Origin of the sequence: Flavobacterium potami (genome assembly GCF_020026915.1) — a bacterium.
GTDB classification, from domain to species: domain Bacteria; phylum Bacteroidota; class Bacteroidia; order Flavobacteriales; family Flavobacteriaceae; genus Flavobacterium; species Flavobacterium potami.
Genome location: NZ_JAINUY010000002.1, coordinates 604283 through 629613, shown reverse-complemented (window position 1 = coordinate 629613; position 25331 = coordinate 604283). Strand labels below are relative to the sequence as shown.

Genomic DNA, 25331 nt, shown 5'->3' with positions numbered 1-25331 from the left:
ACAGCATATAAATGAAGAATACTTCCCAAGAATTTGATAATGTTATCGCGATTTGCCGAACATTGTACATCAATAAAATGAAAGATTACGGCAGTGCATGGAGAATTTTAAGATTGCCATCATTGACGGATCAAATTTTCATAAAGGCACAGCGAATTAGAAGTTTGCAAGAGAACGAAGTTCGTAAAGTGGATGAAGATGAAAAAGGAGAATTTATCGGAATCATCAATTATTCTATTATGGCTTTGATTCAGTTGGAATTAGGTGTTGTAGATCAGCCAGATCTTGACGTTGAAAAAGCAACTGAATTATATGATGCTAAAGTAAAATTGACCAAAGACTTAATGGAAGCCAAAAATCACGATTACGGAGAAGCTTGGCGTGATATGCGTGTAAGTTCTTTAACCGATTTGATTTTGCAGAAAATCCTTCGCGTTAAGCAAATTGAAGATAATAAAGGAAAAACTTTAGTTTCTGAAGGAATAGACGCAAATTATCAGGATATGATTAATTATTCTGTTTTTGCTTTAATTCTTAATCCAATAAAATAATATTTAGCCACAAATTACCCAAATTCCCACAAATTAATTCGTGCAGATTCGTGTAATTCGTGGCAGAAAAAACTTTACCCATGAAAAACATCATTACCCAATTCTCCCGATTATTTGTCGGTGTGCTATTTATCATTTCTGGATTAATAAAACTAAACGATCCTGTTGGTTTCTCTTATAAATTGGCTGAATATTTCAGCGAGCCCGTTTTCAATATGCCTTTTTTAGAGCCTTTGGCTTTAGGATTAGCTATATTTTTAGTGATTTTAGAAGTAGTTTTAGGCGTAATGCTTTTGGTAGGATATAAATCAAAATTGACCATTTGGGCTTTATTGCTTTTAATTGTTTTCTTCACTTTCCTTACCTTCTACTCGGCATATTTTGATGTAGTAAAAGATTGTGGTTGTTTTGGAGACGCTCTACATTTAACTCCTTGGCAGTCATTCACAAAAGATGTTGTTTTATTATTCTTCATCTTGATTTTATTCATCAATAAAAAATTAGTAAAACCATTATTTTCAAAAATGGTTACCAACATCATTACTTTATTGAGTATTGTTTTATGTGTATTTATGGCCGTTTGGGTTATCAATCACAATCCGATAAAAGATTTCCGTCCGTATAAAGTAGGAACAAACATTGAGAAAGGAATGGAAATTCCGGAAGGTGCTCCAAAATCGGTGGTTGAAATGATCTTTATTTATAAAGTAAACGGTGTTGACAAAGAATTTACTGAGAAAGATTTAATGAATATTCCAGAAGGTGCCACTTTTGTGGATCGTAAAGACAAAGTAATTTCTGAAGGTTATGTACCGCCAATTCACGATTTTACCATGACAAAAGACGATTCTGATTATAAAGAAGAATTATTGAAAGAGCCAAAATTGTTAATCTACGTTACTTACGATTTGAATTTATCAAACCCGGAAGGAATGAAAAAATTAGCAAAAGTTACTGCTGATGCAAAAGCAAAGGGTTACAAAGTAATTGGAATGACGGCTTCTGGAGCAGACGAAATCGCTAAAGCGAAAAAAGATTACGCTTTAGATATTGATTTCTATTTCTGCGATGGAACAGCTTTAAAAACCGTTGAAAGAGCTAATCCGAGTATTGTTGTGGTTCAAAATGGAACTATTGTTCAAAAAGTGCATTACAATGATGTTGAGGATTTGAAATTGTAATATTTCAACAATATATAAATCAAAAAAAGCCTTCAATAAAAATTAAATTATTGAAGGCTTTTTTCATTCAAATCTGACGTTTTTTGAACAAAAATTTTCTCTTAAAAATAAAATTTTCATCACTTTTTTATTTCTAAAAAATCTTAGTTAGTAAAAACCAAGATTTTTTGCCTCTACTATTACGATTTCATTCCACTTTTTCTAACCCAAAATAGTGGTTTTGTTACAAAATAAACGAGTCTTCAAATTTTGTTAATCTGCATTTGGCTTTCGATTTGTTTGTTTAACTTTGTTGAAAATGATTATTTATATGAAACAAATTGCTTTAATCGTAATTGCATTTATTACTTTTTCATGTTCACAAGCTCAGAAAACAACTTTTTCTAAAGAAGCTTTATCTGAAAAATTATTAGGAACTGACAATAGTCAGACTGCTTTTAAAAACATCTTAAAAAAATACAAAGGAAAAACTTTAGTGATTGAAGTTTGGGCTTCTTGGTGCGGGGATTGCGTAAAAGCTATGCCAAAACTAAAAGAACTTCAAGCAAATAATCCTGATGTTTCTTATTTATTTATTTCGGCTGACAAAACTGCTGAAAAATGGAAAGCTGGAATCGAAAAACACGAATTGAATAAAGGCGATCATTACATGATGAATGACGGAATGAAAGGTCTTTTCGGAAAAGCGATCCATTTAGACTGGATTCCACGTTATATCATTGTAGATAAAACTGGAAAAATTGTTCTTTATCGTGCTATTGAAACTGATTTTGACAAAATCAATTCTACTTTGCAATCTTTGAAATAATTTTTCAATGACAATAGCAATGTCAAAATTCAAATATCAATTTGAGTTCTGACTTTAAATTCAAACAAAAAACAAAAAAATAATATAAAACTACCAAAATGAGAAAATCGATTGTTGCAGGAAACTGGAAAATGCATAAAAATGCAGGGCAAACTGAAGAATTATTAAACGAGTTAATTGCTAAAATTCCAGCAAAAACAAATGCACAAGTAATTGTAGCACCAACTTTTGTAAACTTACAAGCGGCAGCTGCAAAATTAAAAAACACAACTATCGGAGTTTCTGCTCAAAACGTTCACCAAGCTGAAGGTGGTGCTTTTACTGGAGAAATTTCTGCAGATATGCTAACAAGCATTGGAGTAAATACTGTAATCTTAGGTCACTCTGAGCGTAGAGCAATTTTCCACGAAAGTGATGCTTTAATCGCTAGTAAAGTGGATACAGCTTTAAAACATGACATGACAGTTATTTTCTGTTTTGGAGAAGAATTAAAAGATCGTCAGTCTGACAATCATTTCAATATCGTTGAAAACCAATTGCGTGACGGAGTTTTCCACATAGCAAAAGAATCATGGTCTAAAGTTGTTTTGGCTTACGAACCAGTTTGGGCTATTGGAACTGGAGAAACTGCTTCGCCAGAACAAGCACAAGAAATGCACGAATTTATTAGAGAAACTATCCGCAAAGCTTTCGGAGCTGAAATCGCTGACGAAGTTTCTATTTTATACGGTGGTTCTGTAAAACCAGAAAACGCTAAAGAAATCTTCTCTAAACCAGACGTAGATGGTGGTTTAATTGGAGGTGCAGCTTTAAAAGCTGACGATTTCTTAGCTATTGTTACTGCTATCTAATTTTAGATTTAAGATTTTACATAAAAACCATTCGCACAGCGAATGGTTTTTTCGTTTTGGAATTTGGATTTTTTAAAAATTGGAATTTTATAATTTAAAAAATTACCTTTGCAAAAATTTTTTTTATGTCAAATATATATTTAGGATATCATTTTACGATTGAGCCAAAAGAATTAGGTTCTGAAATTTTAGTTGCGGAACTAGGTGAAAAAGCGTTTGAAAGTTTTACAGAAACAGAAAACGGAATTTCGGCTTTTGTGAAGAAAGATTTATGGGATGAGAATATTCTGGATGGTATTTACATTTTACAGTCTGAAGAGTTTAAAATATCATATACAATTGAGGAAATCGATCAGGTAAACTGGAATGAAGAATGGGAAAAGAACTTTGAAGCCATTGATGTGGATGGAAAATGTCATGTTCGTGCTCCTTTTCATCCAAAAACAGATGCTGAATTTGATATTGTAATTGAACCTAAAATGAGTTTCGGAACCGGTCATCATGAGACAACTCATATGATGATACAGCATTTATTGGAAATGGATGTTAAAGGTTTGAAAACTTTAGACATGGGCTGTGGAACTGCTATTTTAGCAATCTTAGCCGAAATGAAAGGTGCAGAACCAATTGATGCTATTGATATTGACAACTGGTGCTATTTAAATTCTATCGAAAATGCCGAACGCAATAATTGCAAACACATTAGCGTTTACGAAGGCGATGCGGCCTTATTAGCTGGTAAAAAATACGATTTGATTATTGCCAATATCAATAGAAATATTTTGTTGAATGATATGCAGGCTTATGTTGATGCGCTAAACCCAAAAGGAATTATTCTTTTTAGCGGTTTTTATGAAGAAGACATTCCTTTTATCGATGCTTCTTGTGTTGAAAATGGGTTAACGTATGTTAAAAAGCTACAAAGAAACAACTGGGTATCATTAAAATACGTAAATTAGATAGAGTAATTACAAAGTACAAAAACTAAATAAGATGAGTACTAGAGAGAAAGTAAGAGAAAAAGTCCGTGAGAAAGAAGCGGCCGTTTTCAATAACGAAATCGTTATGTATAACGACGATGTAAATACATTTGATCATGTTATTGATACTTTAATGCGCGTTTGCGACCATACGGCAGAACAAGCAGAACAATGTTCCTTAATTGTACATTACAACGGAAAATGCACTGTAAAAACAGGCCCGATCGAAAAATTAAAACCACAATGTACACAACTTTTGGAAGCTGGTCTTAGCGCCGAAATTGTTTAATTGTAAATAATTTAAAAAGCATTCTATTTTATTCTATATTTGAATGAAATAGAATGCTTTTTTTATGGAGGAATATGGAAAAATACTAATTATTGCAATGCCTGTTTTTTTGACTCTCATTATCATCGAAAAAATATACGGCATTTATAAAAAAAATGATACGGCTCCTCTAATCGACAGCGTATCAAGCATTAGTTCCGGAATTACCAATTCTGTTAAAGATGTTTTGGGGTTAAGTATCACTTTTCTTTCTTATGAATGGTTGGTTTCTAAGATTGCCTTACAACATTTGGAAGCTAATGTTCTCTCCTATTTTATCGCCTTTTTCGTAATTGATTTTTACGGTTATTGGAGTCATCGACTGGCACATCAAATCAATTTTCTTTGGAACAAACACGCCATTCATCATAGCAGTGAAGAGTTTAATCTGGCTTGTGCGCTCAGACAACCTATTGCGAGTTTAGTCAATCTATTTACTTTTTTATTGATTCCTGCTGCTTTATTGGGCGTTCCTGCTTCTGTAATTGCTATAACGCTTCCTATTCATTTGTTTTTACAATTTTGGTATCACACCAAACATATCAAAAAAATGGGATTTTTGGAACATATTTTAGTAACGCCTTCACATCATCGCGTACATCATGCGATTAATCCCGAATATTTAGACAAAAATCATTCGCAGATTTTTATTTTTTGGGATAAACTTTTCGGCACTTTTCAGGAAGAATTAGATGATGTTCCGCCTGTTTTCGGAATAACAAGACCCGCAAACACGTGGAATCCAATCAAAATCAATTTTCAGCATTTAAGCTTATTGATTTCAGATGCATGGCGCGCTCCAAAATGGAAAGATAAATTGACGATCTGGTTTAAACCAACAGGCTGGCGCCCTGAAAATTTTGAAGAACAATATCCGGTAAACAAAATTGAAAATGTTTTTGATTTTGAAAAATATGGAACGCAAAATTCGCAAAGATTAATTTATTGGTCGGTTATTCAAGTTTTAATTACATTGTTATTTGTGAGTTATCTGTTTGATAATATTGCCAAAATTGGTCTTCCAAACATCTTCGTTTATGGATTTTTTATTTTCCTGACAATCTATAGCTACTCCGAGTTGATGGACAAAAGTCGGTTTGCTGTTTTCTGGGAAGCACTACGATTGGGTTTTGTAATTTCTATTGTTGGTTATTATGGAGATTGGTTTGGCTTAAATAATGTAATTCCAATGAGTAATTATATTATTTTTACGTATCTGATTTTATCATTCTTAACAACACTATATTTTGTATATTTTGAGTTTAAAATCAACCAAAACCAATATATAAATTCATAACCCCTATTATGAGAAATTCTTCCTTTTTCAAGATTTATATTGTGTTCAGTATAGTCTACCTCATTATTTTGTTTTTAGGTTACGAGCGTTTTGATTTGTTTTTAAAACCAATTTTAATTCCTATTATTGGTTTTGGAGCTTATTTTTACAGAAAATTTCCAACTAAAAATACATTGCTTGCTGCGCTTGTTTTTTCCTGGATTGGAGATGTTATTTTGCTCTTTACAGATCTAGGAGAAATCTATTTTATATTGGGATTGGTGTCCTTTTTAACCGCCCACATTCTGTATTGCATTTTATTTAATAAACAAAATCGAATAAGAAAAAAGCAGAATAAATCGCTTTTTATAATTGGAAGTATTCTCATTGCTTTGTATTTAATCGGTATGGTTTCTGTGTTGATGCCTCATTTGGGCGATCTTCAAATTCCGGTTATTGTTTATGCTACGATAATTTCTATAATGCTTCTGTTTGCTTTCAACGGACTTTTGGTTTGGGAAAGACCGGGTAATTTGTTGGTCTTTCTTGGTGCCTTTTTCTTCATTGTTTCGGATAGCATTTTGGCAGTAAATAAATTTTATGTTCCCATTCAGAAAAGCTCTTTTTTTATAATGTTAACCTATCTTCTGGCACAATATCTGATTGTACTTGGTATTTTAAAACTTAATCCAAAGAAAATAAAAGAGTAATTTTGTACTCTCAATCCTAACCAAACCTCATGAAAAAAATAGTTTTATTTATTGTTTTATTAATTACAGCATCTTCTTGTGTAAGTACTAAATCAACTTTAAAAAATGTAGACGATAATGCTCCTGACTTAGTTTTAAAGAAAGACAATACTTTTGTAATTACTCAATTTGCAAAAGACAAAAAATACGGTTATGATCCTGATTATCCTGTAAATCTGTTTTTTCAAAATACAAATAGCGAAACGCTAAACGAAAGCCGTTTCCTTAACGCTTTGGCTGGACCAAGTGGCGAAAAAATCACCTATGCTAAATTAGAAACCTGTTGTCCTTTTCCAACTAAAAGAAGCAATATGGGAGCTGGTTTTCTAAATGTTTACGAGTTGAAATGGGAAGGACAGAAAAAACCAATTAAGCTTTATTTAAACATTTATGAAAAAGGAATTTTAATGGTTCCGATGGGATTGAGATTGAAACAGAATTAATTTCTTGTCATGCTAAAAAAGATCATTGTTTCTACTTTCATTCTATTAATTCTTCTTTTTAGTTTAATCGCTTGGGGATTATATCTAATGGAAATTGAAGATCATTACGGAGATTTACAAAATGTTTATCTTGAATCGAAAAGCGGAGATTTGATTCTAAATACGCAAACCAGAAATTTTGGTGTAATTTCAAAAGATTGGAAAAGAGCTAATATCATTACAAAACAAAATGACACTTTAGATCTTTATGATTTTGTTAATCAAAACAAATATGATGTTTTTAGATGTGAAAAAGATTTTGATTTAGGCAATTTGACTTTTGAAAAAATAATTGAGTTAAAGAATAGAAAAGTGATTGAAACTATTTTAAGCAATTAAATTCAGAACCATAAGATGATTAAAACAAAATTAGCTTTTACGGTATTTTTAATTTTATCATTAATAATTTTCCCATACTATATATTTTTTTTACAATCAGATTTTTTCTCCTCGATTGTTCCTGGGTGGAATACAACTATTGTTTCTGATCAAATCATTTCAAATTTCATTAAGTTTATTGCCCTTTTTATTACTACAATTTGTTACTGGAAACTTCTAAAAATTGACAATAAAATATCTTTCAAGAAATTTTTCATTCATTTTGCTCTTACTATTCCTTCGGTGTTTATTGGTCGAATTAGTCTTTACGAACTTGTTCCTTTCGGCTCTTTAACTCCAGAAAATTTTACAAATCGCATTCAAATTATAGTTACTATTACTATTTGTTTGAATATCTTATTTTTTATTGGTCAAATTATTTTTTGGAAGTTTTATTTAAAAGCGAAAAGTAATTTTTTAAAACTTAAAAGAGAAAATTTCAACATCTCCAATTAACTTAATTTCACATAATTCCACTAAAGTCTAGCCCTGATAGCAGCGGAAATCCTTTTTGGAGAAAGACTATTTTTTCTGGTCGTTGCAGAGCGACCAACGGAAGCTCCTGCAAGGATCTAGAAAAAAAGGATTTGGAGAAAAAGATTACTTCACTATATTATATTTTTAAGAAGAGTTCAGTGAACGTTGTTTGTAGCGAATAGCAGGAATAGCTTCATAAAATAATCTTAAATCTTAATCTGAAACTCATAAATCATAACTACCTTTGCACTGTCAAAAAATCATATTATGAACATACAACATATTCCTCAAATTAAGCATACTGACAGCGGAAATTTCTTTTTATTATCGGGGCCTTGTGCTATCGAAGGAGAAGAAATGGCGCTAAGAATTGCTGAAAAATTAGTTGGTATTACCGACAAACTTCAGATTCCTTATGTGTTTAAAGGATCTTTCAAAAAAGCAAACCGTTCTAGAATTGATAGTTTTTCTGGAATTGGTGATGAAAAAGCATTAAAAATCTTAAGAAAAGTTTCTGAAACTTTTCATGTTCCAACAGTTACAGATATCCACACTAACGAAGATGCCGATATGGCTGCTCAATACGTTGATGTATTGCAGATTCCGGCTTTCTTGGTTCGTCAGACTGATCTTGTTGTGGCTGCAGCCAATACTGGTAAAACAGTAAACTTGAAAAAAGGACAATTTATGAGTCCAGAAAGCATGAAACACGCTGTTCAAAAAGTATTAGACTGTAATAATGAGAACGTGATGGTTACAGATCGTGGTACTATGTTTGGCTATCAGGACATGATTGTTGATTTTAGAGGAATTCCTACTATGCAACAATATGCTTCTACAGTTCTAGACGTAACCCACTCTTTGCAACAGCCAAATCAAACAGCTGGTGTTACGGGTGGAAGACCTGATATGATTGAAACAGTAGCAAAAGCAGGTATCGCAGTTGGTGTTGATGGTATTTTTATAGAAACACACTTTGATCCAGCTAATGCAAAAAGTGATGGTGCTAATATGCTTAATTTAGACTATTTTGAAGGCTTAATGAACAAGTTAGTTGCTATCAGAAAAACAGTTAACGCATTTTAAATTATAATACTTAAGTTCTTTGAAAACAAAAATTTTATTTTTCTTACTGACTTGTGTTTCTTTAAGCACATTTGCTCAGGAAGAAATACCTGTACAAAAATATGCTGCTCATAACAAAGGAAAATTCTTTGTTATGTGGGGTGGAAACAGAGAAAGCTACTCAAAATCTGATGTAAACTTTAGAGGTAAGGATTACAACTTTACTGTTGAGGATATGAGGGCTCATGATAAACCAAAAGGATGGCATGTGGATTATATTAATCCTGCCAACATGACTATTCCGCAAACGAATTTGAGGTTTGGTTACTTTTTTAGCGATCATTACAGTGTTACAATTGGTGTTGACCACATGAAATATGTAATGACTCAGAATCAAATTGCAAACGTGAACGGAAACATCAATTTACCTGAAAGTGACCCTGGTCATATTTACAATGGAGAATACAATAACAGACCTGTAGACATGAGACAAGGTGGTGCTGTAGAAGGTGGTATGCCAGATGGCAGTACTACTATTCCTTTTTTAATTTACGAGCATACCGATGGTTTAAACTACGTAAATACTGAAGTGGCTAGATTTGATGATGTTTCAAAATGGTTCGGATTACCAAATATTGATAAAGTACAAATTAACTTGACGGAAGGTATCGGAGCCGGAGTTTTATATCCTAAAACCAATACAACCCTTTTAGGAAAAGAACGTCATGATGATTTTCACGTTTCTGGTTATGGTGTTTCTGCGAAAGCGGGTCTGAATGTTACTTTTTTTAAACATTTTTATGTTCAAGGAGAGTTAAAGGGTGGTTATATCAACATGCAGGATATTAAAACTACAACAAGTCCTGAGGACAAAGCTTCTCAACACTTTACTTATTTTCAACGTATTATTGCTGTTGGAGGTATTTTTAGAATCTAGTATTTCGTAAAATATATTTAGAAAATAGCTGTCATTTTATTTGGCAGCTATTTTTTTTATTATTTACTTTGTACTTCAAAGTACTTTAAATTTTAACTTTATGAAATCTAAAAAATATCTATTTCCGATTATTACTTTCCTTTTAAGTTTTGGCTGTGCTTTATTTGTTGCCATAAAGGTTTTTCCAAATAATCCGTTTACTGGAAAATCTAAAACAGAAAAAAACGTAGTAAGCAAGTTCAAGGATGGAGATCTTATTTTTCAGACTTCAGAATCGAAACAGTGTGAAGCGGTTCGTATTGCCACAAACTCGAAGTTTTCTCATTGCGGAATCATTTATGATATTAACGGAAAATGGTTTGTTTTTGAAGCTGTTCAGCCTGTAAAACTGACTCCGTTAGAAGATTGGATTAAACATGGAAGAGACAGCAAATATGTGGTGAAACGATTGAAAGATGATAGCGTTTTAAAACCAGAAATTCTGCAAAAAATGAAAGACTACAGTCAGCAATTTGATGGCAAAGAATATGATGCTTATTTTGAATGGACCGATAACCGAATTTATTGTTCTGAATTGATCTGGAAAATCTACAAAAATGCGGCAGGAATTGAATTGTCTAAACTTCGCGAATTGAAAGATTTTAATTTAACTGATCCAAGGGTTCAAAAAATATTAAAAGAACGTTATGGCAATGATATTCCGTTAGATGAAAAGGTCGTTGCTCCTTCTGACCTATCGGATTCTAATTTGTTGAAAACAGTAGTAGACACTTATTAATATTTTAAAAGCTAGTTAACTTATTATTTCTAGCTTTTTTATTTATTATTTAACTTTGAATTACAAAGAACTTTTAAAAAGTATTTTTATGAGAGATTATCTTATTGAAAGATTATATGAATCTTCTAAAAAACCGTATCAGAAATATTTCAAGAAAAACGAACCTTGGAATATTGATAAATCTAAATTGATGGATTATCCTGAAGCAAGTTTAGGATTGGGATTGGGAAATTTTCTTTATAATAATCATTTTGATATTCAGGAAAAACTCGAAGACCACGACATTATTCATGTTTTAACAAATACTGGAGTTTCAGTTTATGAAGAAATTGGAATGCAATATTACTTACTCGGAAACGGAAAGAAAAGCATGTATTTGTTTATGGTCATTTTAAGTGGAACTATTTTTTATCCGAAACGAATGAGTTATTTCATTCAACAATACAAAAGAGGAAAAAGGGCACATTCTTTCCATTATTTAGATTTTTCGAAAATGCTTTTACTTCCTGTTCAAACTATTCAACAATCTTTTAATATTTAAAATCATGAAAACAATTCATAAATCTTTCGAAGAGAAACAATCTATTGAATTAGCTGTTGGAACATTTATTATTAGTACAATTCTATTTATTCTTTATATCATTTCAAACGGAAACTCTATGGTTATGGTTATTGCTTGGCCGTTTGCTTTAGCAGTAATAATAGTAAATGCGATTATGTTTGTACATTTAACCGATCGATTTATTCACCTACCTCGACAGCGAAAAGATATCGGAATGAAGATTATAATTTTACTTTCTAATATCCCGATTCTCTTCTTTTATTATTTGGTTGTGATGAAATCTTGACCTTAAACACTTTTCACATTTACTTGACGAATTGAAATCCATCGCTACAAAATCAAGTCTTTTAACGGGATTTAAACAAAAAAGCCAGAAGTAAACTTCTGGCTTTTCGTTTTTTATTTTGAATCTTAATTTGCTTTTTTCGTTTCGATTCCGTTTTGGTCTAATAAATACATTAATGTAGTCATTGTTGCTGCACCAAGCTCGAGCTCTCTTTTATTGATAGCATCAAATTTGTCGTTTGCTGCGTGGTGATAATCAAAATAACGCTGAGAATCTGGTTTTAAACCTGCCTTTACAATTGCCGGAGAAGTCAAATGGTTAATATCCGAACCTGCGTGACCAATTGTAAAACTGTGTACTAAATAGGGCTCAAAAAGATCTTTATAGCCTTGTATTTTTTTCAAGTTAGCATCGTCCGCCTCAATTGAAAATCCTCTTGGAGAAAATCCGCCAGAATCGCTTTCCATTGCAAAAATATGGTTCTCTTTCTTCTCTTTTGAAACTTCTTCGTATTTAGCACCACCTTTTCCGCCGTTCTCTTCATTCATAAACAACACCACGCGAATCGTATTTTTAGGTTTGTAGTTTAAATTTTTCAAAATACGAATTACCTCCATACTTTGTACTACTCCTGCTCCATCATCGTGAGAACCATCTGCTAAATCCCAAGAATCTAAGTGTCCGCCAACAACCATAATATTTTCTGGACTTACAGTTCCTGTCAATTCTCCAATTACATTATAAGACAATGCATCTGGAAGAGTTTCGCAAGATTGTTTGAAGTAAAATTTCAAAGTCGGATTTACTTTTAAAGTTTTGCTCAACAATTCAGCTCCATTTGTACTAATTGCTGCCGTTGGTATATATTGTTCTTTTGGCAAATCGCCATAACTCTGAGCTCCTGTATGAGGAAAGTCATCTAAACGTAAATTCATTGAACGAACAATTGTTCCAACAGCTCCTAATTTAGCCGCTTCTTTTGCTCCTGCATATCTTTGGTCAACACAAGCTCCGTAAGAAGTAAAAGTTTCAATGTTTTCAGGATTCATTGGTCTGTTGTAAAATACAATTTTACCTTTTACTTTATCAGCACCTAATTCAGTCAATTCTTTGATTCCCTGCACTTCGATTATTTCTGCGGTAAGACCTGTTTTTGGTGTTGCAACAGAACCTCCTAACGCACAAATTGGCACATTAGTTTTTACTTTTCCATCTAGGATATAAGCGGTTTCTTTTTCGCCGCGAACCCAATGAGGAACCATAACTTCCTGTAAATAAACTTTATCAAGTCCAAGACTTTCTAATTGTCTTTTGGTATAATCTACGGCTAATTCTGCTCCTTTCGATCCCGATAAACGAGCACCAATGTCGTTAGATAAATATTCCAGCCAAGAATAACATTTTGCCTCGGTCAATGCTTTTTTGTAAAATAATTTAATGTTTTTTTCATCATTTGACTGAGCAAAAGATGTCAATCCGTTTAAGACTAAAGCAGTCAAAAGAATCGTTTTTTTCATAGTTTGTATAGTAATTTTGGAGTTTATTATGCCCACAGCATATTCACAAAGGAACAAAATTTCAGACATTTCGAAAGCTTTTTCTTCAACCTTTTCTCAAAAAAAAGCTCCAATTACAAATTCTTCAATTTGCAATCGGAGCTTTTACAGATTCGATAAATAAAGATTATTTTACTTCGATAATCTTATTTTTTGTTCCAATACCATTTTCATTAAATGGTTCGATAGTGAAATAGTATTTAGTTCCTTTATCCAACCCTCTAAAATCATACGAATTGTCACCATAAACCATAATACTGTTGTATAATTTGTCTGGAGTGATTCCGTAATAAATGTTGTAACCAATTGCATCTGCTTGTTTTTTCCATGAAATCATAGCATTTCTAGAATCAGTTTTATTTCTGTCCACTTTAAAAGAAGCCACTGCTTTTGGTTTTGCTGTCAATCCATTTCCAAAAACTCTGAAATCTGAAATAGCAAATAAACCAGAGGCATTATGAATGTTCTCCATCTTGATATAACGTGCTTTAATCGATTTTGTAAGTTCAACATAATCGTGAGGCGCATCTTTATCGTTTTTAGATTTATCTACAACCAAAGTCCAGTTTTGAGCATCATCAGACATATAGATTTTGTATTGATAATAAATATCCATCGCTTTATTATACTGTGTCGCCTTATGATCTGCATAATTAATTTGAAGCGCATTAATTTCCATTTGTCTACCTAAATCCATTTGAAGCCATTCGCCTGGATTGCTAGTTTTAGCCGACCAATAGGTTTGAATGTTTTCATCTGTTAGGTTTTCTGGTCCGTAGCAGAATTTCTCATACACTTTTTTTCCTCCATTATCCATTCTGTGCGTCTCCACTTCCATGCATTCTTCAGAAGAAGAAACTGTTACAGGCTTTTTGTATGAAAGCAACATCCATCCTGATGAAGCTCCTTTTGTCTGATCACGTTCGCTTGTTGGCAATACAATTGGAAAATCTCCATATGCTGTAATAGAATACATTACGTCATCTTTATCGAATCCAGCTGGAAACATATCAATACGACGCTCAAAACGGTCTTTAATTGAGATTTTACAGGTTCCTGTATTCCAGTAATTTCCGTAGTTATCTGCAAACGTATTTCCGTGTCCTGCACCAATTACAAATCCGCCTGGTTTATAAGACATTGGATTGTGTTTTTGGTAAGTAAATGGTCCTAATGGATTATCACCAACATGAACTCCGTTTGCATAACCTTTAAATTCGGTTGCTGGCGCTCCGTATTGCATATAGTATTTTCCGTTGTGTTTAGTCATCCAAGCTCCTTCAATGAAATTTCCCCAAGGTGCTGGTTCCATATCATTATTTGGTCCGAAACGTTCCCAACCGTGAGCAGATGGATCCAAGATAGCCACTTCTTTTACTTGTCCGTAAACTTTCTGAATATCTTCTACCTCAGTTGCTTTGTACAATTCTGCATAATCAGCCTGATTTCCTTTAGGAAGCCAAGTATTATAATCAACCTCTACTCCAACAAGTGGCAGTTTTCCGCTTGAACCATAATACATATAGACTTTTTTATCATCGTCTTGAAAAATTGCTGGATCCCAAGTTGGCAACATGGCTTTGTCTACATGACGCGTCCATCTTCCAGATTTCGGATCTGCTGTTTTCCAGATTGGATGATCTCTTTTCCAAGTTGAACCTACATAAAATAATGTATCGTTTACAACCCAGGCTGCAGGAGCACATTGATCATCGTCACCCGGCTGTCTTTGGAAACTTCCGTAAACGAAATTCCAGTCTGACATGTCTTTACTCCAAAAGAAACCTGCTTGATTGGTTGCAAATAAATAGTATTCTCCTTTGTAGGTAATAATTACAGGATCTGCACTAGAACGACGCGATTCTGGAATTCTATTGTGATTAAACGTGGTGTAATTGTAACCAATATTAATCGGATTACAATACGTTGTGGCTGGTCTATTAGGATCAAACCATTCTGTTTTACCAGAATTTTGAGCCAAAAGACTGCTTCCGAAAAGAATCGAAAACAAAAGAATTGGCGTTAATTTTTTATATATCTTTTTCATCATGGTTAGATTTTAAGTTTGTAAAGCCTGAAAGATTTATTTTTTTGCCTGTAATCTTTCCTTTAACAGTTCGGGTTCGTTTGTCGTAATGTAATTGAATTTATGATCGATAAGCCAATCCATAACTTGAGCGTCATTTACTGTCCAGGCATTTAAAATAATTTTGTTATCCTTTGCCTCTTTTATCCATTCTGGATGTTTTTGAAAAACAGAATAATGGAAATCAACTCCATTGATTTTATCTGCTTTTACTTCTTTTGGAGATTTGTTACCTTCTAAATATTGCAAAGAAGTTTTAGGATCAATTGATCTGATTTTTTTTAAAATATCATAATCAAAACTGATGTAGCAGGTATTCTTATCGGCTTTTAATTTTTTAATGGTTTCGACTGTTGCTGCAGCAGTTTTTTGTCCTCTTTCTTTACTGATTTCAGAAGGTTTTATTTCGCAAACCAAAAGAGTATGCTTGTTGTTTCGCATCCCTTCAGAAATGTATTCATGAAGTGTTGGAAGCTTTTCTCCGTTCGAAAGCTTAAATTTTATTAAATCTGCGTAATTCGTTTCTTCAATGAGAAGTTTGTTGTAATGTGCATCGTGATTGATTACAAGCGAATCATCAGCAGTTCTCCATACATCAAATTCTGAACCTGGCAACTTTAAGTCGATTGCATGTCTTAATGACGCAATTGAATTTTCTGGCAGGTTATTCTTTTTCCATGCTCCGCGATGTGCTACAATTGCGTTTCTCTGTGCGTTCCCATAAGAAAAAGCCAAAAGGCAAACTGCACTAATTAATTTTAAAGTATTCATATTACCGTAGTTAAAAAATTACAAAAAAGGCTCTTCAATTTAGAAAAAAAGCCCTCCAAACGAAGGGCTTTTCACTAATCAATAAACCAACTATTTAGTTAACTCAAAACTAACTTTCTTATCGGCGTTCGAATTTCCTCCAATGAAAATCTCAAACTGTCCAAGCTCTGCTACGAATTGTAAATCAGAGTTATAAAATTTTAAATCTTCAACAGTAATGTCAAAACTTACTGTTTGTTTTTCACCTTTTTTAAGTGTAATTTTTTGGAAACCTTTTAATTCTCTAACTGGTCTTGTTACTGAACCAACTAAATCTCTAATGTATAATTGAACCGTTTCTTTTCCGTCAAAATTTCCAGTATTTGTTACATCAACAGTTACTTTCAATTTTCCAGAAGCATTCATTTTATCAGAAGAAATTTTAATGTTTGAATAATCAAAAGTTGTGTAGCTTAAACCGAATCCAAATGGAAATAAAGGTTCGTTTCTTTCGTCAATATAATTTGATCTGAATTTTTCGAATTTTCCTTCTGTATTAGAAAGTGGTCTTCCTGTATTTTTGTGTGCGTAATAAATTGGCAATTGTCCAACGCTTCTTGGGAAAGTTGAAGTTAATTTTCCAGAAGGATTTACATCTCCAAATAAAACATCAGCAATAGCGTAACCTGCTTCAGTACCAGCAAACCAAGCATTTAAGATTGCAGGAACTGTTTTTTCTTCATCAGTAATTACTAATGGACGTCCGTCAAATAAAACGACAACAACTGGTTTTCCTGTTTTCAATAAAGCGTTTAATAAATCTTTTTGCGCTTGTGGAATTTCCAAGTTTGTACGGCTACTAGATTCTCCGCTCATTTCAGCAGATTCTCCCAAAGCTGCAACAATAACATCTGATTGCTCAGCTACTTTTAAAGCCTCTGCCAATAAATCTTCTTTTGAACGAGAATCACGGTGTAATGTTTTTCCAAACATTGTAGCATTTGTTTCAAAAGTTTCATCGTAATCTAAGTTACTTCCTTTCGCATATAAAACTTTTGTATTTTTTCCAGCTACTTCTTTGATTCCTGCTAATAGTGACACTGCATTTTCCATTCTTGTAGCCACACTCCAAGTTCCTGGCATATTTTCTTTAGCATCTGCTAATGGCCCGATTAAACCAATAGTTCCAGATTTTTTAAGTGGTAAAAGCTGGTTTTGGTTTTTTAATAAAACTAAAGATTGAGCAGCAATTGAACGAGCTTCTTTTCTGCTGTCTGTTGTAAAAATCTCTGTTTTAGCTCTTTTCTCATCACAGTATTTATATGGATCTTGGAATAATCCTAAATCGTATTTTGCTTCTAAAATCAATTTAACCGCATTGTCGATTGTCTCTATCTTTACTTTTCCTTCGTCTAAAGATTTTTTCAAAGTTCCTAAGAAACCTTCTCCAACCATATCCATTTCAACACCAGCGTTTAAAGCCAAAGCCGAAACATCTTGAAGATCTCCCATTCCGTGAGGAATCATTTCAGGAATTCCAGTGTAATCTGTTACTACAAATCCTTTGAAACCCCATTGTTTTCTTAAAACATCTGTCATTAACCATTTGTTTCCTGTTGCTGGAATTCCGTCCACTTCGTTGAAAGAAGCCATTACAGAACCTACACCAGCGTCAACAGCTGCTTTGTAAGGAGGGAAATAATCGTTGAACATTCTAATGTGGCTCATGTCAACTGTATTATAATCACGTCCTCCTTCTGGAGCACCATATAATGCAAAGTGTTTTACACAAGCTAAAATTGAATTATTTTTAGAAAGATCATGCTGTTGGTAACCGTTTACCATTGCTTTTGCAATTTGGCTTCCTAAGTACGGATCTTCTCCTGATCCTTCAGAAACTCTTCCCCATCTTGGATCGCGAGAAACATCAACCATTGGAGAGAATGTCCAGTTAATTCCGTCTGCACTTGCTTCTTTAGCAGCAATTTGAGCACTTCTTTCGATTAAGCCCATATCCCAAGTACAAGATAATCCTAGTGGAATTGGGAATGTCGTTTCGTAACCGTGAATAACGTCCATACCAAAAAGCAACGGAATTTTCAAACGGCTTTGTTCAACCGCAATTTTCTGCACTTCTTTGATTTTTTGAACTGATTTAATGTTGAACAAACCACCCACTTTACCTTCAGCAATATTTTTTGCCACATTTGAGCTGTTTCCCTGCCCCGTGGTAATATCACCAGATGTAGGCAAGTTTAACTGACCCAATTTCTCGTCTAAAGTCATTTTTGACATTAACTCCGCCACAAATTCAGACTTTGGTTTAATTTTCACTGTATTTTTAGCTGGCTTCTTCTGAGCATAACCCAAAACAGCACATCCTAAAAAAAGTAAGACTAATTTGTTTTTCATTCTATTCTATTTATTTGTTTGTATTCGTTTTTCTTTGCTGAAACATCCAGTTATAGATATCTGAATTATCATAAACTTTTGTCCAGCTGTCATGATTTGCGTCATCAAAAATGGTCAGCTTTACATCTTTGGCATTACATTTTTTCAATTCCTTGTAAATGGTAATCGCATAATTTACATTTACTACATCATCCAACAATCCATGGTAAATTCTGGTTGGAATATTGGCTATTTCACAAGCGTGTTCTAACTGAATTAAATCTACAAAACCAGCGACAGGTACGTTTGCTGCAAATAGATCCGGATGTGCAAAAGCCAAATTCCACGAAGCCCAACCTCCTGAGCTCAAACCAGTAACATAAATTCTTTCTGAATCAATTTTATTTTCTTTCTGAATTTTCACAATCAGCTGATAAATCGATTCTATATCCCAATTTTCGTCTTCTTTGCATTGTGGAGCCAAAACATAAGCGTCTAATTGGTTTGTTTTTAGATATTTTAGAGGACCATTTATTTTTACTTTTTCCAGATCGGTACCTTTTTCTCCATCACCTGAAATAAAAACAATTAATGGCTTTTTCTCCTTAACATTCGCCGGACGATGCAAAACATATCCCAGCTCATATTTAGACATTATAACTGTATTAATTTTTCCTGTTGTTTCACTCTGACCAAAAACAACTATAGAAAATAATAGAAATATAAATGCTAATGTATTTTTCATAGAAACTTAGATTCCGTATTTACCAGATTTAAATCCAAGTTTTGTCAAACCTTGTTTTACCTCTGGAGCGTGCATGAACAATTTCCATAATAATCCAGTTCTGTAATTTTCAATCATCACAACTTCTGGACCTTGATCAATTGCTAAGTAACGTTTTGCAACCCATTTGTTTCCTAAACTTAAAGCATCATAAAAACCTGCGTCTCCCCAAGTCTCCTCTTTATGATTATCATATAAATTTCTGATTAGAGCCATTGATTCTTTTGGTGTATATACAATTGAACTGATTGCTGCTGTAGGCGAAATTACACCTTGATCGTTGCTTGGCATGTGTGCATTATATCCGATAGATCCATCAGGATTTCTTGAATATGATGCTGACAATCCCCAATATTCAGGACCATATCCCGCATTTTTATTAGGGTTTTCTACACAATATTGGTAATTGATTTTGGTATGATTTACATTTAAATCCCAATAGTTAGCATATTTATCTGTCAATTGATTTGGATCTAAACCTACATAAGAATAGTGCGCCCAGAATAACGGACCTCCAAATTCTTCTGCACCATTGTGTTTTAAAATAAGTGGGATGTTATATTTTGTTTTTGAAGAAACTATGCCTCCACTTCTTGCCCAACCTTCATGGTAAGCCTTTGCATCAATTGTATGCGTTGGCGAAGAGGCAGCCATTATGTACGTAATAAGGCATTCATTATATCCTTCTAGTGGAAAATTCATTTCCCAAGCATAACTTGGAGACCAGTGCCAGTATAAGACATTTTTCTTATTTGTATACCATTGCCAATCAACACCTTTCCAAAGTTCGTCGTATTTTTTAGCAACCGCTTTTTCTGTTTCAGAACCATCTTTAAGATATTCACGAACGGTAATCATTCCTGCAACCAAAAATGAAGTTTCGACTAAATCTCCACCATTATCTTTGGTTCCAAAAGGTTTTACTTTTCCTGTATTTCCATCAATCCAGTGGGACCATGCTCCGTGAAAACGATCTGCTTTGCCTAAAAAATCGGCAATTTTGTTAAGTCTCTCCACCCCTTGTTCTTTGGTAATATACCCCTGAGACATTCCTGAAACCAGAGCCATTAATCCGAAACCTGAACCTCCTGTCGTTACGATATTTGAATCGTTTTCAGGATAATTCCCGTCTGGATGATAACGCTCTCTTGCTAAACCAGAATTTGGTTCTGCGTAATCCCAGAAGTATTTAAAAGTTTGTTTTTGAACAGCATCTAAAAGCTGTTCATCTGTTAATGCAACAACGCCAGAAGTATTTTCTTCTGCATTTTCTTTTGACTTCTCTGCATTCGATCCACAACTAAAAAAAGTAAAAGCTAAAAATAAAACTGAAATTCTAATCATTATAAAGATTTTGAGATTGTAGTAAATAATCACTTCCTTCAGAAAATTGAAGGAAGTGATTTAAAGATTTTGATTAATAACCAGGGTTTTGAGTTGTTACACCTGCCGATTGCTGAACCACAACAGCAGGAATTGGGAATAACTCATGTTTACCAACTATAAAAGTTTTTCCGTTAGGAAAAGTTGGACTTACATCCGCTTTCATTGCTGCTTCAGCCTGTCCTGTTCTTACAAGGTCAAACCATCTATCGTGTTCAAAAGCAAATTCTAATCTTCTTTCTTTATAAATTGCTTTTCTAACATCTGACTGACCTGTTGCTGGAGTATCTCCTAAGCCCGCTCTATGTCTAATCTGATTGATTAAAGGAATTGCATCTGAAGTTTGTCCTAATTCATTTAAAGCCTCAGCTTTCATTAAGATTACCTCAGCATATCTTAAATATCTAAGATTTGTATCTGTAAATTCCTGATTGTAAAACGCTGAAGAATAAGCTTTATAATTGTACATCGGGTTAGAAACTGTAGATGCTACTTCTCTTCCATCATATAAAACTGAACCTCTAAAAATAATAGTTGCAGCTCTTCTTACGTCTCCAGCTTCATAAGCATCAGCAAGTCCTTGAGAAGGTGTATTGAAACCCCATCCCCATCCTCCAGCACCTCTAGGTGCCTGAGATACAGTATAATTTCCGATTCCAAATCCTGGAGAAGAAGTCCCTCCGATTCCGTTAATTTCGAAAATTGATTCTTGACCAAACTCTCCTTCTTTCTTGTATTGCACAGAATAATCTGAAACTAGAGAATAACCTGTTACCAAATTGCAATTATCAACTACTTTTTGCCAATTTTTTTGGTATAAGTTAACTTTAGCCAATAAAGCATAAGCAGCTCCTTTAGATGCACGTGAAACATCAGTTCCGCTATATGTTGATTTTAACGGCAATGCTTGAATAGCATCATTTAAATCTTGCTCAATAAAAGCATAAACTTCCGCAGGAGTTTTACGAGTTAACTGCATGATTCTATCGTCCTCATTCCCAGGAACTGGTAAACGGTCAACAATAGGAACTCCTCCATATCCTTTAACCAAAGTAAAGTACATAAAAGCTCTTAAAAACTTTGCTTCTCCTTCTAATCTAGTTTTTAAAGCTGGAGTTACTTTTGTAAGCTTTGGAAACATTGCCAATGCTTGATTTGCTCTGTTGATTCCTGCATAATTATAATTCCAAATACTGCTAAAAGATGGTGTAGAAGAATTAAATGTTAAAGCATCTAAAACATCTTTATCCGTTCCAGTATCACCTGGATCTGAGCCTTTGTCTGCATCATCAGTCATAATACTTGTAACTCCGTTCCAAGCAAAAGAAGACATGTCCCAAGTTAAAAATATATTATAAACTGCATTAACCATTGACGTAGCACCTGCATCGCTATCAACTAAAGCAGGATCTGCAGGGATGTTTTTTGTTTGGTCTACCTCTAAAAATTCATCTGAACATCCAGATACAAGCAAACCAGAAAGTATAAAAAGTGATATATATAATCGTTTCATGATATTAAAATTTTAAGTTTGCACCAACTACAAATGTTCTTAATGCTGGATAAGCATCTAGCTCTACTCCCTGAGTACCTTTAACTAATTCTCCATCTCCTAAGACCTCAGGTGAGAATCCTGAAAATTTTTGAGTGATGAAAGGATTCATAGCATTTACATAAATTCTGCAATAACTGATAAAACCTTCTTCTCTTAATGGAAGTTTATATCCTAAAGTGATATTATTAATTCTGAAATAATCTCCAGATTCTAAGTAATAGGTCGATGCTACAGGAACTTGATTAAATGGAGCTGGATTAGATCCTGTTGTATTGGTTGGAGTCCACATGTTATTTAGTAAAGATGTTTCTACATTCTCACCATAAAAACGCTGCGCTTTTTTACCATTATATACTTTAGCTCCTCCTGTACCGTATCCATCTACAGAGAAATCAATGTTTTTGTAATTTAATCCTAAAGTAACTCCGTAAGTAGAAGTTGGTAGAACTGAACCTACATATTTTCTATCTTTAGTTTGATCTAAAGCTCCTTGAGCTACCTTATTACCGTCTGCTGTGTAGTATAACATCTGTCCGTTTGCTGGATCAACACCTGCATATTCGTACATATAGAAACTACCTAAAGGCTGTCCTACCGATGTATTATCAAGAATCTTTGTTACTTGACCGTTACCTAATGAACCTCCATTGATTGTTGCAAGTCTAACATTTTTCAAACTAGCTAATTCATTTTTATTATGAGAGAAATTTCCTCCTACCCAGTAGCTTAAGTTATCTGTAATTTTATCATCCCAACGTAAAGCAATTTCGTATCCTTTATTAGTTACTTCTCCTACATGTGTTGGAGACTCTAAAGTAATTCCTGAAGTTGAATAAGGCGTAACATTTAAAATCGCGTTATTTGTGTTTTTGCTGTACACATCAAATGATCCTTTAAATCTGCTATTGAATAATTCAACATCTAAACCTACAGAAGCTTCTTCAACAATTTCCCATCCTAAACTAGGGTCAATTTGAGAATTAATAGTTGTTCCAGAACCTCCATTATAATCTACTCCAGATGTAAATGATTGGATGTTTAATGGTACTTTTTGGTTACCTAATTTACCCCAAGAACCTCTAAGTTTTAATAAATCTAAACCTTTGATGTCAGATAAAAAGCTTTCTTTAGTTACAATCCATCCAAGTCCAACTGACGGGAATGTTCCCCAACGATAATCGCTTGAATAATTTGAAGATCCATCACGTCTCACAGTACCCGTCAATAAATATCTATCCATTAATTTGTATTGGAAACGAGCAAAATAAGATGCTAATCGAGATTCATTTTCATTTATAGCTCTATAATTAGTTACACCTCCATTTTGAGCGTAGGCAACACCATCAAGTGCCCAATAGTTACTATTTGGATTAACATTCTTTATTTCTGCAGTAGTTTTTGATCTAATTCCTACCACATTAGCCTCGATACCCGCAGTTACTTCTACGTCATGAATTTCTCCGAAAACTTTATTATATGTAAAATAATTTGATAAATTCCAATTGAAATAATCTTCTGTATTTCTTGTCAAAGTGTTTGTATTCAAACTATTTTTATCATAAGCAGATTCTACTCTTGTTGGATCTGCTGCTAACCAAAGACCTAAATTATCAACAAAATTATATTGCTTATACGTATAATATTCTCCGTTAAACTGTGAAGTAAATTTCAAAGATTTCATGATATCCCAGTCTAATTTTAATCCACCTTGAAGCATAACCGTCTTTTGCTGCTCATTATTATAATCTAAAGCAACAACAGGATTACCAACTGAGTTGAAAGAATCTCCTGATTCAGAGATTACACCATTTTGTAAAAATGGAACACCATATTTTCCATCAGGAAAACGTACTGGAACCAATGGAGATTGTCTGTAAGCAGATGTAAATGCAGACATTGGTTTTGGAGTATTTTTTATAGAACTAACACTGAAATTTTGGCTAATTTTAAGTTTTTCTGAGATTTTGTACTCATTATTACTTCTAAAAGTAGTACGGCCATATTCTGTACCTTTTAAAATTCCATCTTCTTCGTAATTACCAACACTGAAAAAGTATTTTATATTGTCTCCAGATCCAGAAAGCGAGATGTTGTTTTGAGTATAAGTTCCTGTTCTAGTAATCTCATCAAACCAGTTTGTATTATAAGGTTGATTTTGAGAAAATCTTCCGGCAGGAAATTGACTAATAAATGCAGCATTGTTATACTGAATATATTGGTCAGCATTGGCCATTTTTACTTTCTTTAGAGGCGATCTAAAACCTGCATAACTGTCGATATCTACAACAAGTTTTCCTTTACCAGTTTTAGTAGTAATCATGATAACCCCATTCGCACCTCTTGTACCATAAATAGCAAGTGCAGAAGCATCTTTTAAAACTTCATAAGAAGTAATATCATTTGAGTTGATATTATTAATATTATCAGTAGGCATACCATCCACAACATACAATGGATTTCTTCCTCCTAATGCGGTACCAACCCCTCTAATAACAATAGATGGAGTACTACCTGGCGCATCTGATGTAGCAACCTGAACCCCCGCAGCTTTACCTTGAATAGCTTGCGATGCGTTTATTACTTTCATTTTGGTAATCTCTTCGGACTTAATTGAGCTAACCGCCGAAGTATTATCAATTTTCTTTCTTGTACCGTACCCAATTACAACTACTTCTTTTAAGGCAGTATCTCCTGATTCTTTTAAAGTAATAGTCATTGGTGCGGCAGTAGCTGGCACAGAAACCGAATCAAAACCTAACATAGAGATTTTTAAAATGTCTCCAGGTTTTGCGTTGATTGTAAAGTTCCCATCGAAATCTGCATCTGCAGTTGCCCTAGCATCAGAAGAAGCAATTATTGCTCCTGGAATTCCCATTCCGCTGCTGTCAACTACTTTCCCTTTGATTGCTTGTGCTTGCCCCATCATATATGTAGGCAGCAACAAGAGAGCTAAAAAGCTAAAAATAAAATTTTTCATACAGTACGTAATCGTTTAAGTTAGTAGAGCCAAATTAAGCAATTACAACGTTGTAGTACATCATATACCACTACAGCATAGCTACATCATTATGTTAAAATTTTATGTTACCATAATGATTATCAACGCAATAAATGTTAACAAAAATCCTTTAACATAT

At 33.5% G+C, this 25331-nt stretch carries 24 protein-coding genes; 16 read left to right on the top strand and 8 right to left on the bottom strand.

Annotation, left to right across the window (positions count from 1 at the left end):
- Positions 1-11: 11 nt before the first annotated feature.
- The 16 genes from K6T82_RS08600 to K6T82_RS08525 all read left to right on the top strand — a co-directional run bounded on the left by K6T82_RS08600 (position 12) and on the right by K6T82_RS08525 (position 11689).
- On the top strand, positions 12-551 hold the full coding sequence (locus tag K6T82_RS08600) for a DUF1599 domain-containing protein (protein ID WP_223705521.1): 540 nt from the start codon (positions 12-14) through the stop codon (positions 549-551).
- An 80-nt stretch (positions 552-631) separates the two neighbouring features.
- Positions 632-1732 (top strand): BT_3928 family protein, encoded by a 1101-nt coding sequence (locus K6T82_RS08595; RefSeq protein WP_223705520.1) that lies wholly within the window; start codon positions 632-634, stop codon positions 1730-1732.
- Between the two features lie 310 nt (positions 1733-2042).
- The gene (locus K6T82_RS08590) at positions 2043-2540 is read left to right on the top strand and encodes a TlpA family protein disulfide reductase (RefSeq protein WP_223705519.1); all 498 of its coding nucleotides are present in this window, start codon (positions 2043-2045) and stop codon (positions 2538-2540) included.
- Between the two features lie 98 nt (positions 2541-2638).
- A complete protein-coding gene (tpiA, locus tag K6T82_RS08585) occupies positions 2639-3391 on the top strand; it encodes a triose-phosphate isomerase (RefSeq protein ID WP_223705518.1) in 753 nt (250 codons plus the stop codon).
- Positions 3392-3516: 125 nt separating this feature from the next.
- Positions 3517-4350, top strand: coding sequence for a 50S ribosomal protein L11 methyltransferase (prmA, locus tag K6T82_RS08580; protein WP_223705517.1), 834 nt, complete (start codon positions 3517-3519; stop codon positions 4348-4350).
- Positions 4351-4384: 34 nt separating this feature from the next.
- The gene (locus K6T82_RS08575; protein WP_223705516.1) at positions 4385-4660 is read left to right on the top strand and encodes an ATP-dependent Clp protease adaptor ClpS; all 276 of its coding nucleotides are present in this window, start codon (positions 4385-4387) and stop codon (positions 4658-4660) included.
- 64 nt (positions 4661-4724) lie between these two features.
- Complete coding sequence (locus tag K6T82_RS08570; RefSeq protein WP_223705515.1) at positions 4725-5996, top strand: sterol desaturase family protein; 1272 nt, start codon at positions 4725-4727, stop codon at positions 5994-5996.
- 8 nt (positions 5997-6004) lie between these two features.
- Positions 6005-6685: a lysoplasmalogenase gene (locus K6T82_RS08565; protein ID WP_223705514.1), complete on the top strand. Its 681-nt coding sequence runs from the start codon at positions 6005-6007 to the stop codon at positions 6683-6685.
- 29 nt (positions 6686-6714) lie between these two features.
- The gene (locus tag K6T82_RS08560) at positions 6715-7167 is read left to right on the top strand and encodes a 2-dehydro-3-deoxyphosphooctonate aldolase (RefSeq protein WP_223705513.1); all 453 of its coding nucleotides are present in this window, start codon (positions 6715-6717) and stop codon (positions 7165-7167) included.
- Positions 7168-7176: 9 nt separating this feature from the next.
- Positions 7177-7545, top strand: a complete 369-nt coding sequence (locus K6T82_RS08555) for a hypothetical protein (RefSeq protein WP_223705512.1) — start codon at positions 7177-7179, stop codon at positions 7543-7545.
- A 15-nt stretch (positions 7546-7560) separates the two neighbouring features.
- Complete coding sequence (locus tag K6T82_RS08550; protein WP_223705511.1) at positions 7561-8040, top strand: hypothetical protein; 480 nt, start codon at positions 7561-7563, stop codon at positions 8038-8040.
- A 288-nt stretch (positions 8041-8328) separates the two neighbouring features.
- The gene (gene kdsA, locus K6T82_RS08545; RefSeq protein WP_223705510.1) at positions 8329-9147 is read left to right on the top strand and encodes a 3-deoxy-8-phosphooctulonate synthase; all 819 of its coding nucleotides are present in this window, start codon (positions 8329-8331) and stop codon (positions 9145-9147) included.
- 19 nt (positions 9148-9166) lie between these two features.
- Complete coding sequence (locus K6T82_RS08540) at positions 9167-10063, top strand: hypothetical protein (protein WP_223705509.1); 897 nt, start codon at positions 9167-9169, stop codon at positions 10061-10063.
- 100 nt (positions 10064-10163) lie between these two features.
- The gene (locus tag K6T82_RS08535; RefSeq protein WP_223705508.1) at positions 10164-10841 is read left to right on the top strand and encodes a YiiX family permuted papain-like enzyme; all 678 of its coding nucleotides are present in this window, start codon (positions 10164-10166) and stop codon (positions 10839-10841) included.
- 88 nt (positions 10842-10929) lie between these two features.
- A complete protein-coding gene (locus tag K6T82_RS08530; RefSeq protein WP_223705507.1) occupies positions 10930-11382 on the top strand; it encodes a ubiquinone biosynthesis protein COQ4 in 453 nt (150 codons plus the stop codon).
- A 4-nt stretch (positions 11383-11386) separates the two neighbouring features.
- Complete coding sequence (locus tag K6T82_RS08525; RefSeq protein WP_223705506.1) at positions 11387-11689, top strand: hypothetical protein; 303 nt, start codon at positions 11387-11389, stop codon at positions 11687-11689.
- A 125-nt stretch (positions 11690-11814) separates the two neighbouring features.
- On the opposite strand, the gene K6T82_RS08520 is transcribed toward K6T82_RS08525, so the two are convergent.
- From K6T82_RS08520 to K6T82_RS08485, 8 genes are all read right to left on the bottom strand, one after another.
- On the bottom strand, positions 11815-13206 hold the full coding sequence (locus K6T82_RS08520) for a M20/M25/M40 family metallo-hydrolase (protein WP_223705505.1): 1392 nt from the start codon (positions 13204-13206) through the stop codon (positions 11815-11817).
- A gap of 166 nt (positions 13207-13372) precedes the next feature.
- Positions 13373-15292 carry a discoidin domain-containing protein gene (locus K6T82_RS08515; RefSeq protein ID WP_223705504.1) on the bottom strand — a complete coding sequence of 640 codons (1920 nt, stop codon included), beginning with the start codon at positions 15290-15292 and terminating at the stop codon, positions 13373-13375.
- A 36-nt stretch (positions 15293-15328) separates the two neighbouring features.
- Entirely contained in the window at positions 15329-16102 is a 774-nt protein-coding gene (locus K6T82_RS08510; protein WP_223705503.1) for a glycerophosphodiester phosphodiesterase family protein, read from the bottom strand.
- 90 nt (positions 16103-16192) lie between these two features.
- Positions 16193-18493 carry a beta-glucosidase BglX gene (gene bglX / locus K6T82_RS08505; protein WP_223705502.1) on the bottom strand — a complete coding sequence of 767 codons (2301 nt, stop codon included), beginning with the start codon at positions 18491-18493 and terminating at the stop codon, positions 16193-16195.
- Positions 18494-18503: 10 nt separating this feature from the next.
- On the bottom strand, positions 18504-19217 hold the full coding sequence (locus tag K6T82_RS08500; RefSeq protein ID WP_223705501.1) for a carboxylesterase family protein: 714 nt from the start codon (positions 19215-19217) through the stop codon (positions 18504-18506).
- Positions 19218-19223: 6 nt separating this feature from the next.
- On the bottom strand, positions 19224-20600 hold the full coding sequence (locus tag K6T82_RS08495; protein WP_223705500.1) for a glucoamylase family protein: 1377 nt from the start codon (positions 20598-20600) through the stop codon (positions 19224-19226).
- A gap of 73 nt (positions 20601-20673) precedes the next feature.
- Complete coding sequence (locus tag K6T82_RS08490; protein ID WP_223705499.1) at positions 20674-22152, bottom strand: RagB/SusD family nutrient uptake outer membrane protein; 1479 nt, start codon at positions 22150-22152, stop codon at positions 20674-20676.
- 4 nt (positions 22153-22156) lie between these two features.
- Positions 22157-25171 carry a SusC/RagA family TonB-linked outer membrane protein gene (locus K6T82_RS08485; RefSeq protein ID WP_223705498.1) on the bottom strand — a complete coding sequence of 1005 codons (3015 nt, stop codon included), beginning with the start codon at positions 25169-25171 and terminating at the stop codon, positions 22157-22159.
- Between the last annotated feature and the right edge of the window lie 160 nt (positions 25172-25331).

Excerpts from the sequence above, each read along its gene's own strand:
- K6T82_RS08500 (WP_223705501.1), bottom strand. The coding sequence starts at position 19,217 with ATGAAAAATACATTAGCATTTATATTTCTATTATTTTCTATAGTTGTT.
- K6T82_RS08570 (WP_223705515.1), top strand. The coding sequence starts at position 4,725 with ATGGAGGAATATGGAAAAATACTAATTATTGCAATGCCTGTTTTTTTG.
- K6T82_RS08575 (WP_223705516.1), top strand. The coding sequence starts at position 4,385 with ATGAGTACTAGAGAGAAAGTAAGAGAAAAAGTCCGTGAGAAAGAAGCG.
- K6T82_RS08490 (WP_223705499.1), bottom strand. The coding sequence starts at position 22,152 with ATGAAACGATTATATATATCACTTTTTATACTTTCTGGTTTGCTTGTA.
- K6T82_RS08515 (WP_223705504.1), bottom strand. The coding sequence starts at position 15,292 with ATGAAAAAGATATATAAAAAATTAACGCCAATTCTTTTGTTTTCGATT.
- K6T82_RS08525 (WP_223705506.1), top strand. The coding sequence starts at position 11,387 with ATGAAAACAATTCATAAATCTTTCGAAGAGAAACAATCTATTGAATTA.
- K6T82_RS08550 (WP_223705511.1), top strand. The coding sequence starts at position 7,561 with ATGATTAAAACAAAATTAGCTTTTACGGTATTTTTAATTTTATCATTA.
- K6T82_RS08600 (WP_223705521.1), top strand. The coding sequence starts at position 12 with ATGAAGAATACTTCCCAAGAATTTGATAATGTTATCGCGATTTGCCGA.
- K6T82_RS08530 (WP_223705507.1), top strand. The coding sequence starts at position 10,930 with ATGAGAGATTATCTTATTGAAAGATTATATGAATCTTCTAAAAAACCG.
- K6T82_RS08535 (WP_223705508.1), top strand. The coding sequence starts at position 10,164 with ATGAAATCTAAAAAATATCTATTTCCGATTATTACTTTCCTTTTAAGT.
- K6T82_RS08565 (WP_223705514.1), top strand. The coding sequence starts at position 6,005 with ATGAGAAATTCTTCCTTTTTCAAGATTTATATTGTGTTCAGTATAGTC.
- K6T82_RS08510 (WP_223705503.1), bottom strand. The coding sequence starts at position 16,102 with ATGAATACTTTAAAATTAATTAGTGCAGTTTGCCTTTTGGCTTTTTCT.
- K6T82_RS08560 (WP_223705513.1), top strand. The coding sequence starts at position 6,715 with ATGAAAAAAATAGTTTTATTTATTGTTTTATTAATTACAGCATCTTCT.
- K6T82_RS08590 (WP_223705519.1), top strand. The coding sequence starts at position 2,043 with ATGAAACAAATTGCTTTAATCGTAATTGCATTTATTACTTTTTCATGT.
- K6T82_RS08555 (WP_223705512.1), top strand. The coding sequence starts at position 7,177 with ATGCTAAAAAAGATCATTGTTTCTACTTTCATTCTATTAATTCTTCTT.
- bglX (WP_223705502.1), bottom strand. The coding sequence starts at position 18,493 with ATGAAAAACAAATTAGTCTTACTTTTTTTAGGATGTGCTGTTTTGGGT.
- tpiA (WP_223705518.1), top strand. The coding sequence starts at position 2,639 with ATGAGAAAATCGATTGTTGCAGGAAACTGGAAAATGCATAAAAATGCA.
- kdsA (WP_223705510.1), top strand. The coding sequence starts at position 8,329 with ATGAACATACAACATATTCCTCAAATTAAGCATACTGACAGCGGAAAT.
- prmA (WP_223705517.1), top strand. The coding sequence starts at position 3,517 with ATGTCAAATATATATTTAGGATATCATTTTACGATTGAGCCAAAAGAA.
- K6T82_RS08485 (WP_223705498.1), bottom strand. The coding sequence starts at position 25,171 with ATGAAAAATTTTATTTTTAGCTTTTTAGCTCTCTTGTTGCTGCCTACA.
- K6T82_RS08595 (WP_223705520.1), top strand. The coding sequence starts at position 632 with ATGAAAAACATCATTACCCAATTCTCCCGATTATTTGTCGGTGTGCTA.
- K6T82_RS08495 (WP_223705500.1), bottom strand. The coding sequence starts at position 20,600 with ATGATTAGAATTTCAGTTTTATTTTTAGCTTTTACTTTTTTTAGTTGT.
- K6T82_RS08520 (WP_223705505.1), bottom strand. The coding sequence starts at position 13,206 with ATGAAAAAAACGATTCTTTTGACTGCTTTAGTCTTAAACGGATTGACA.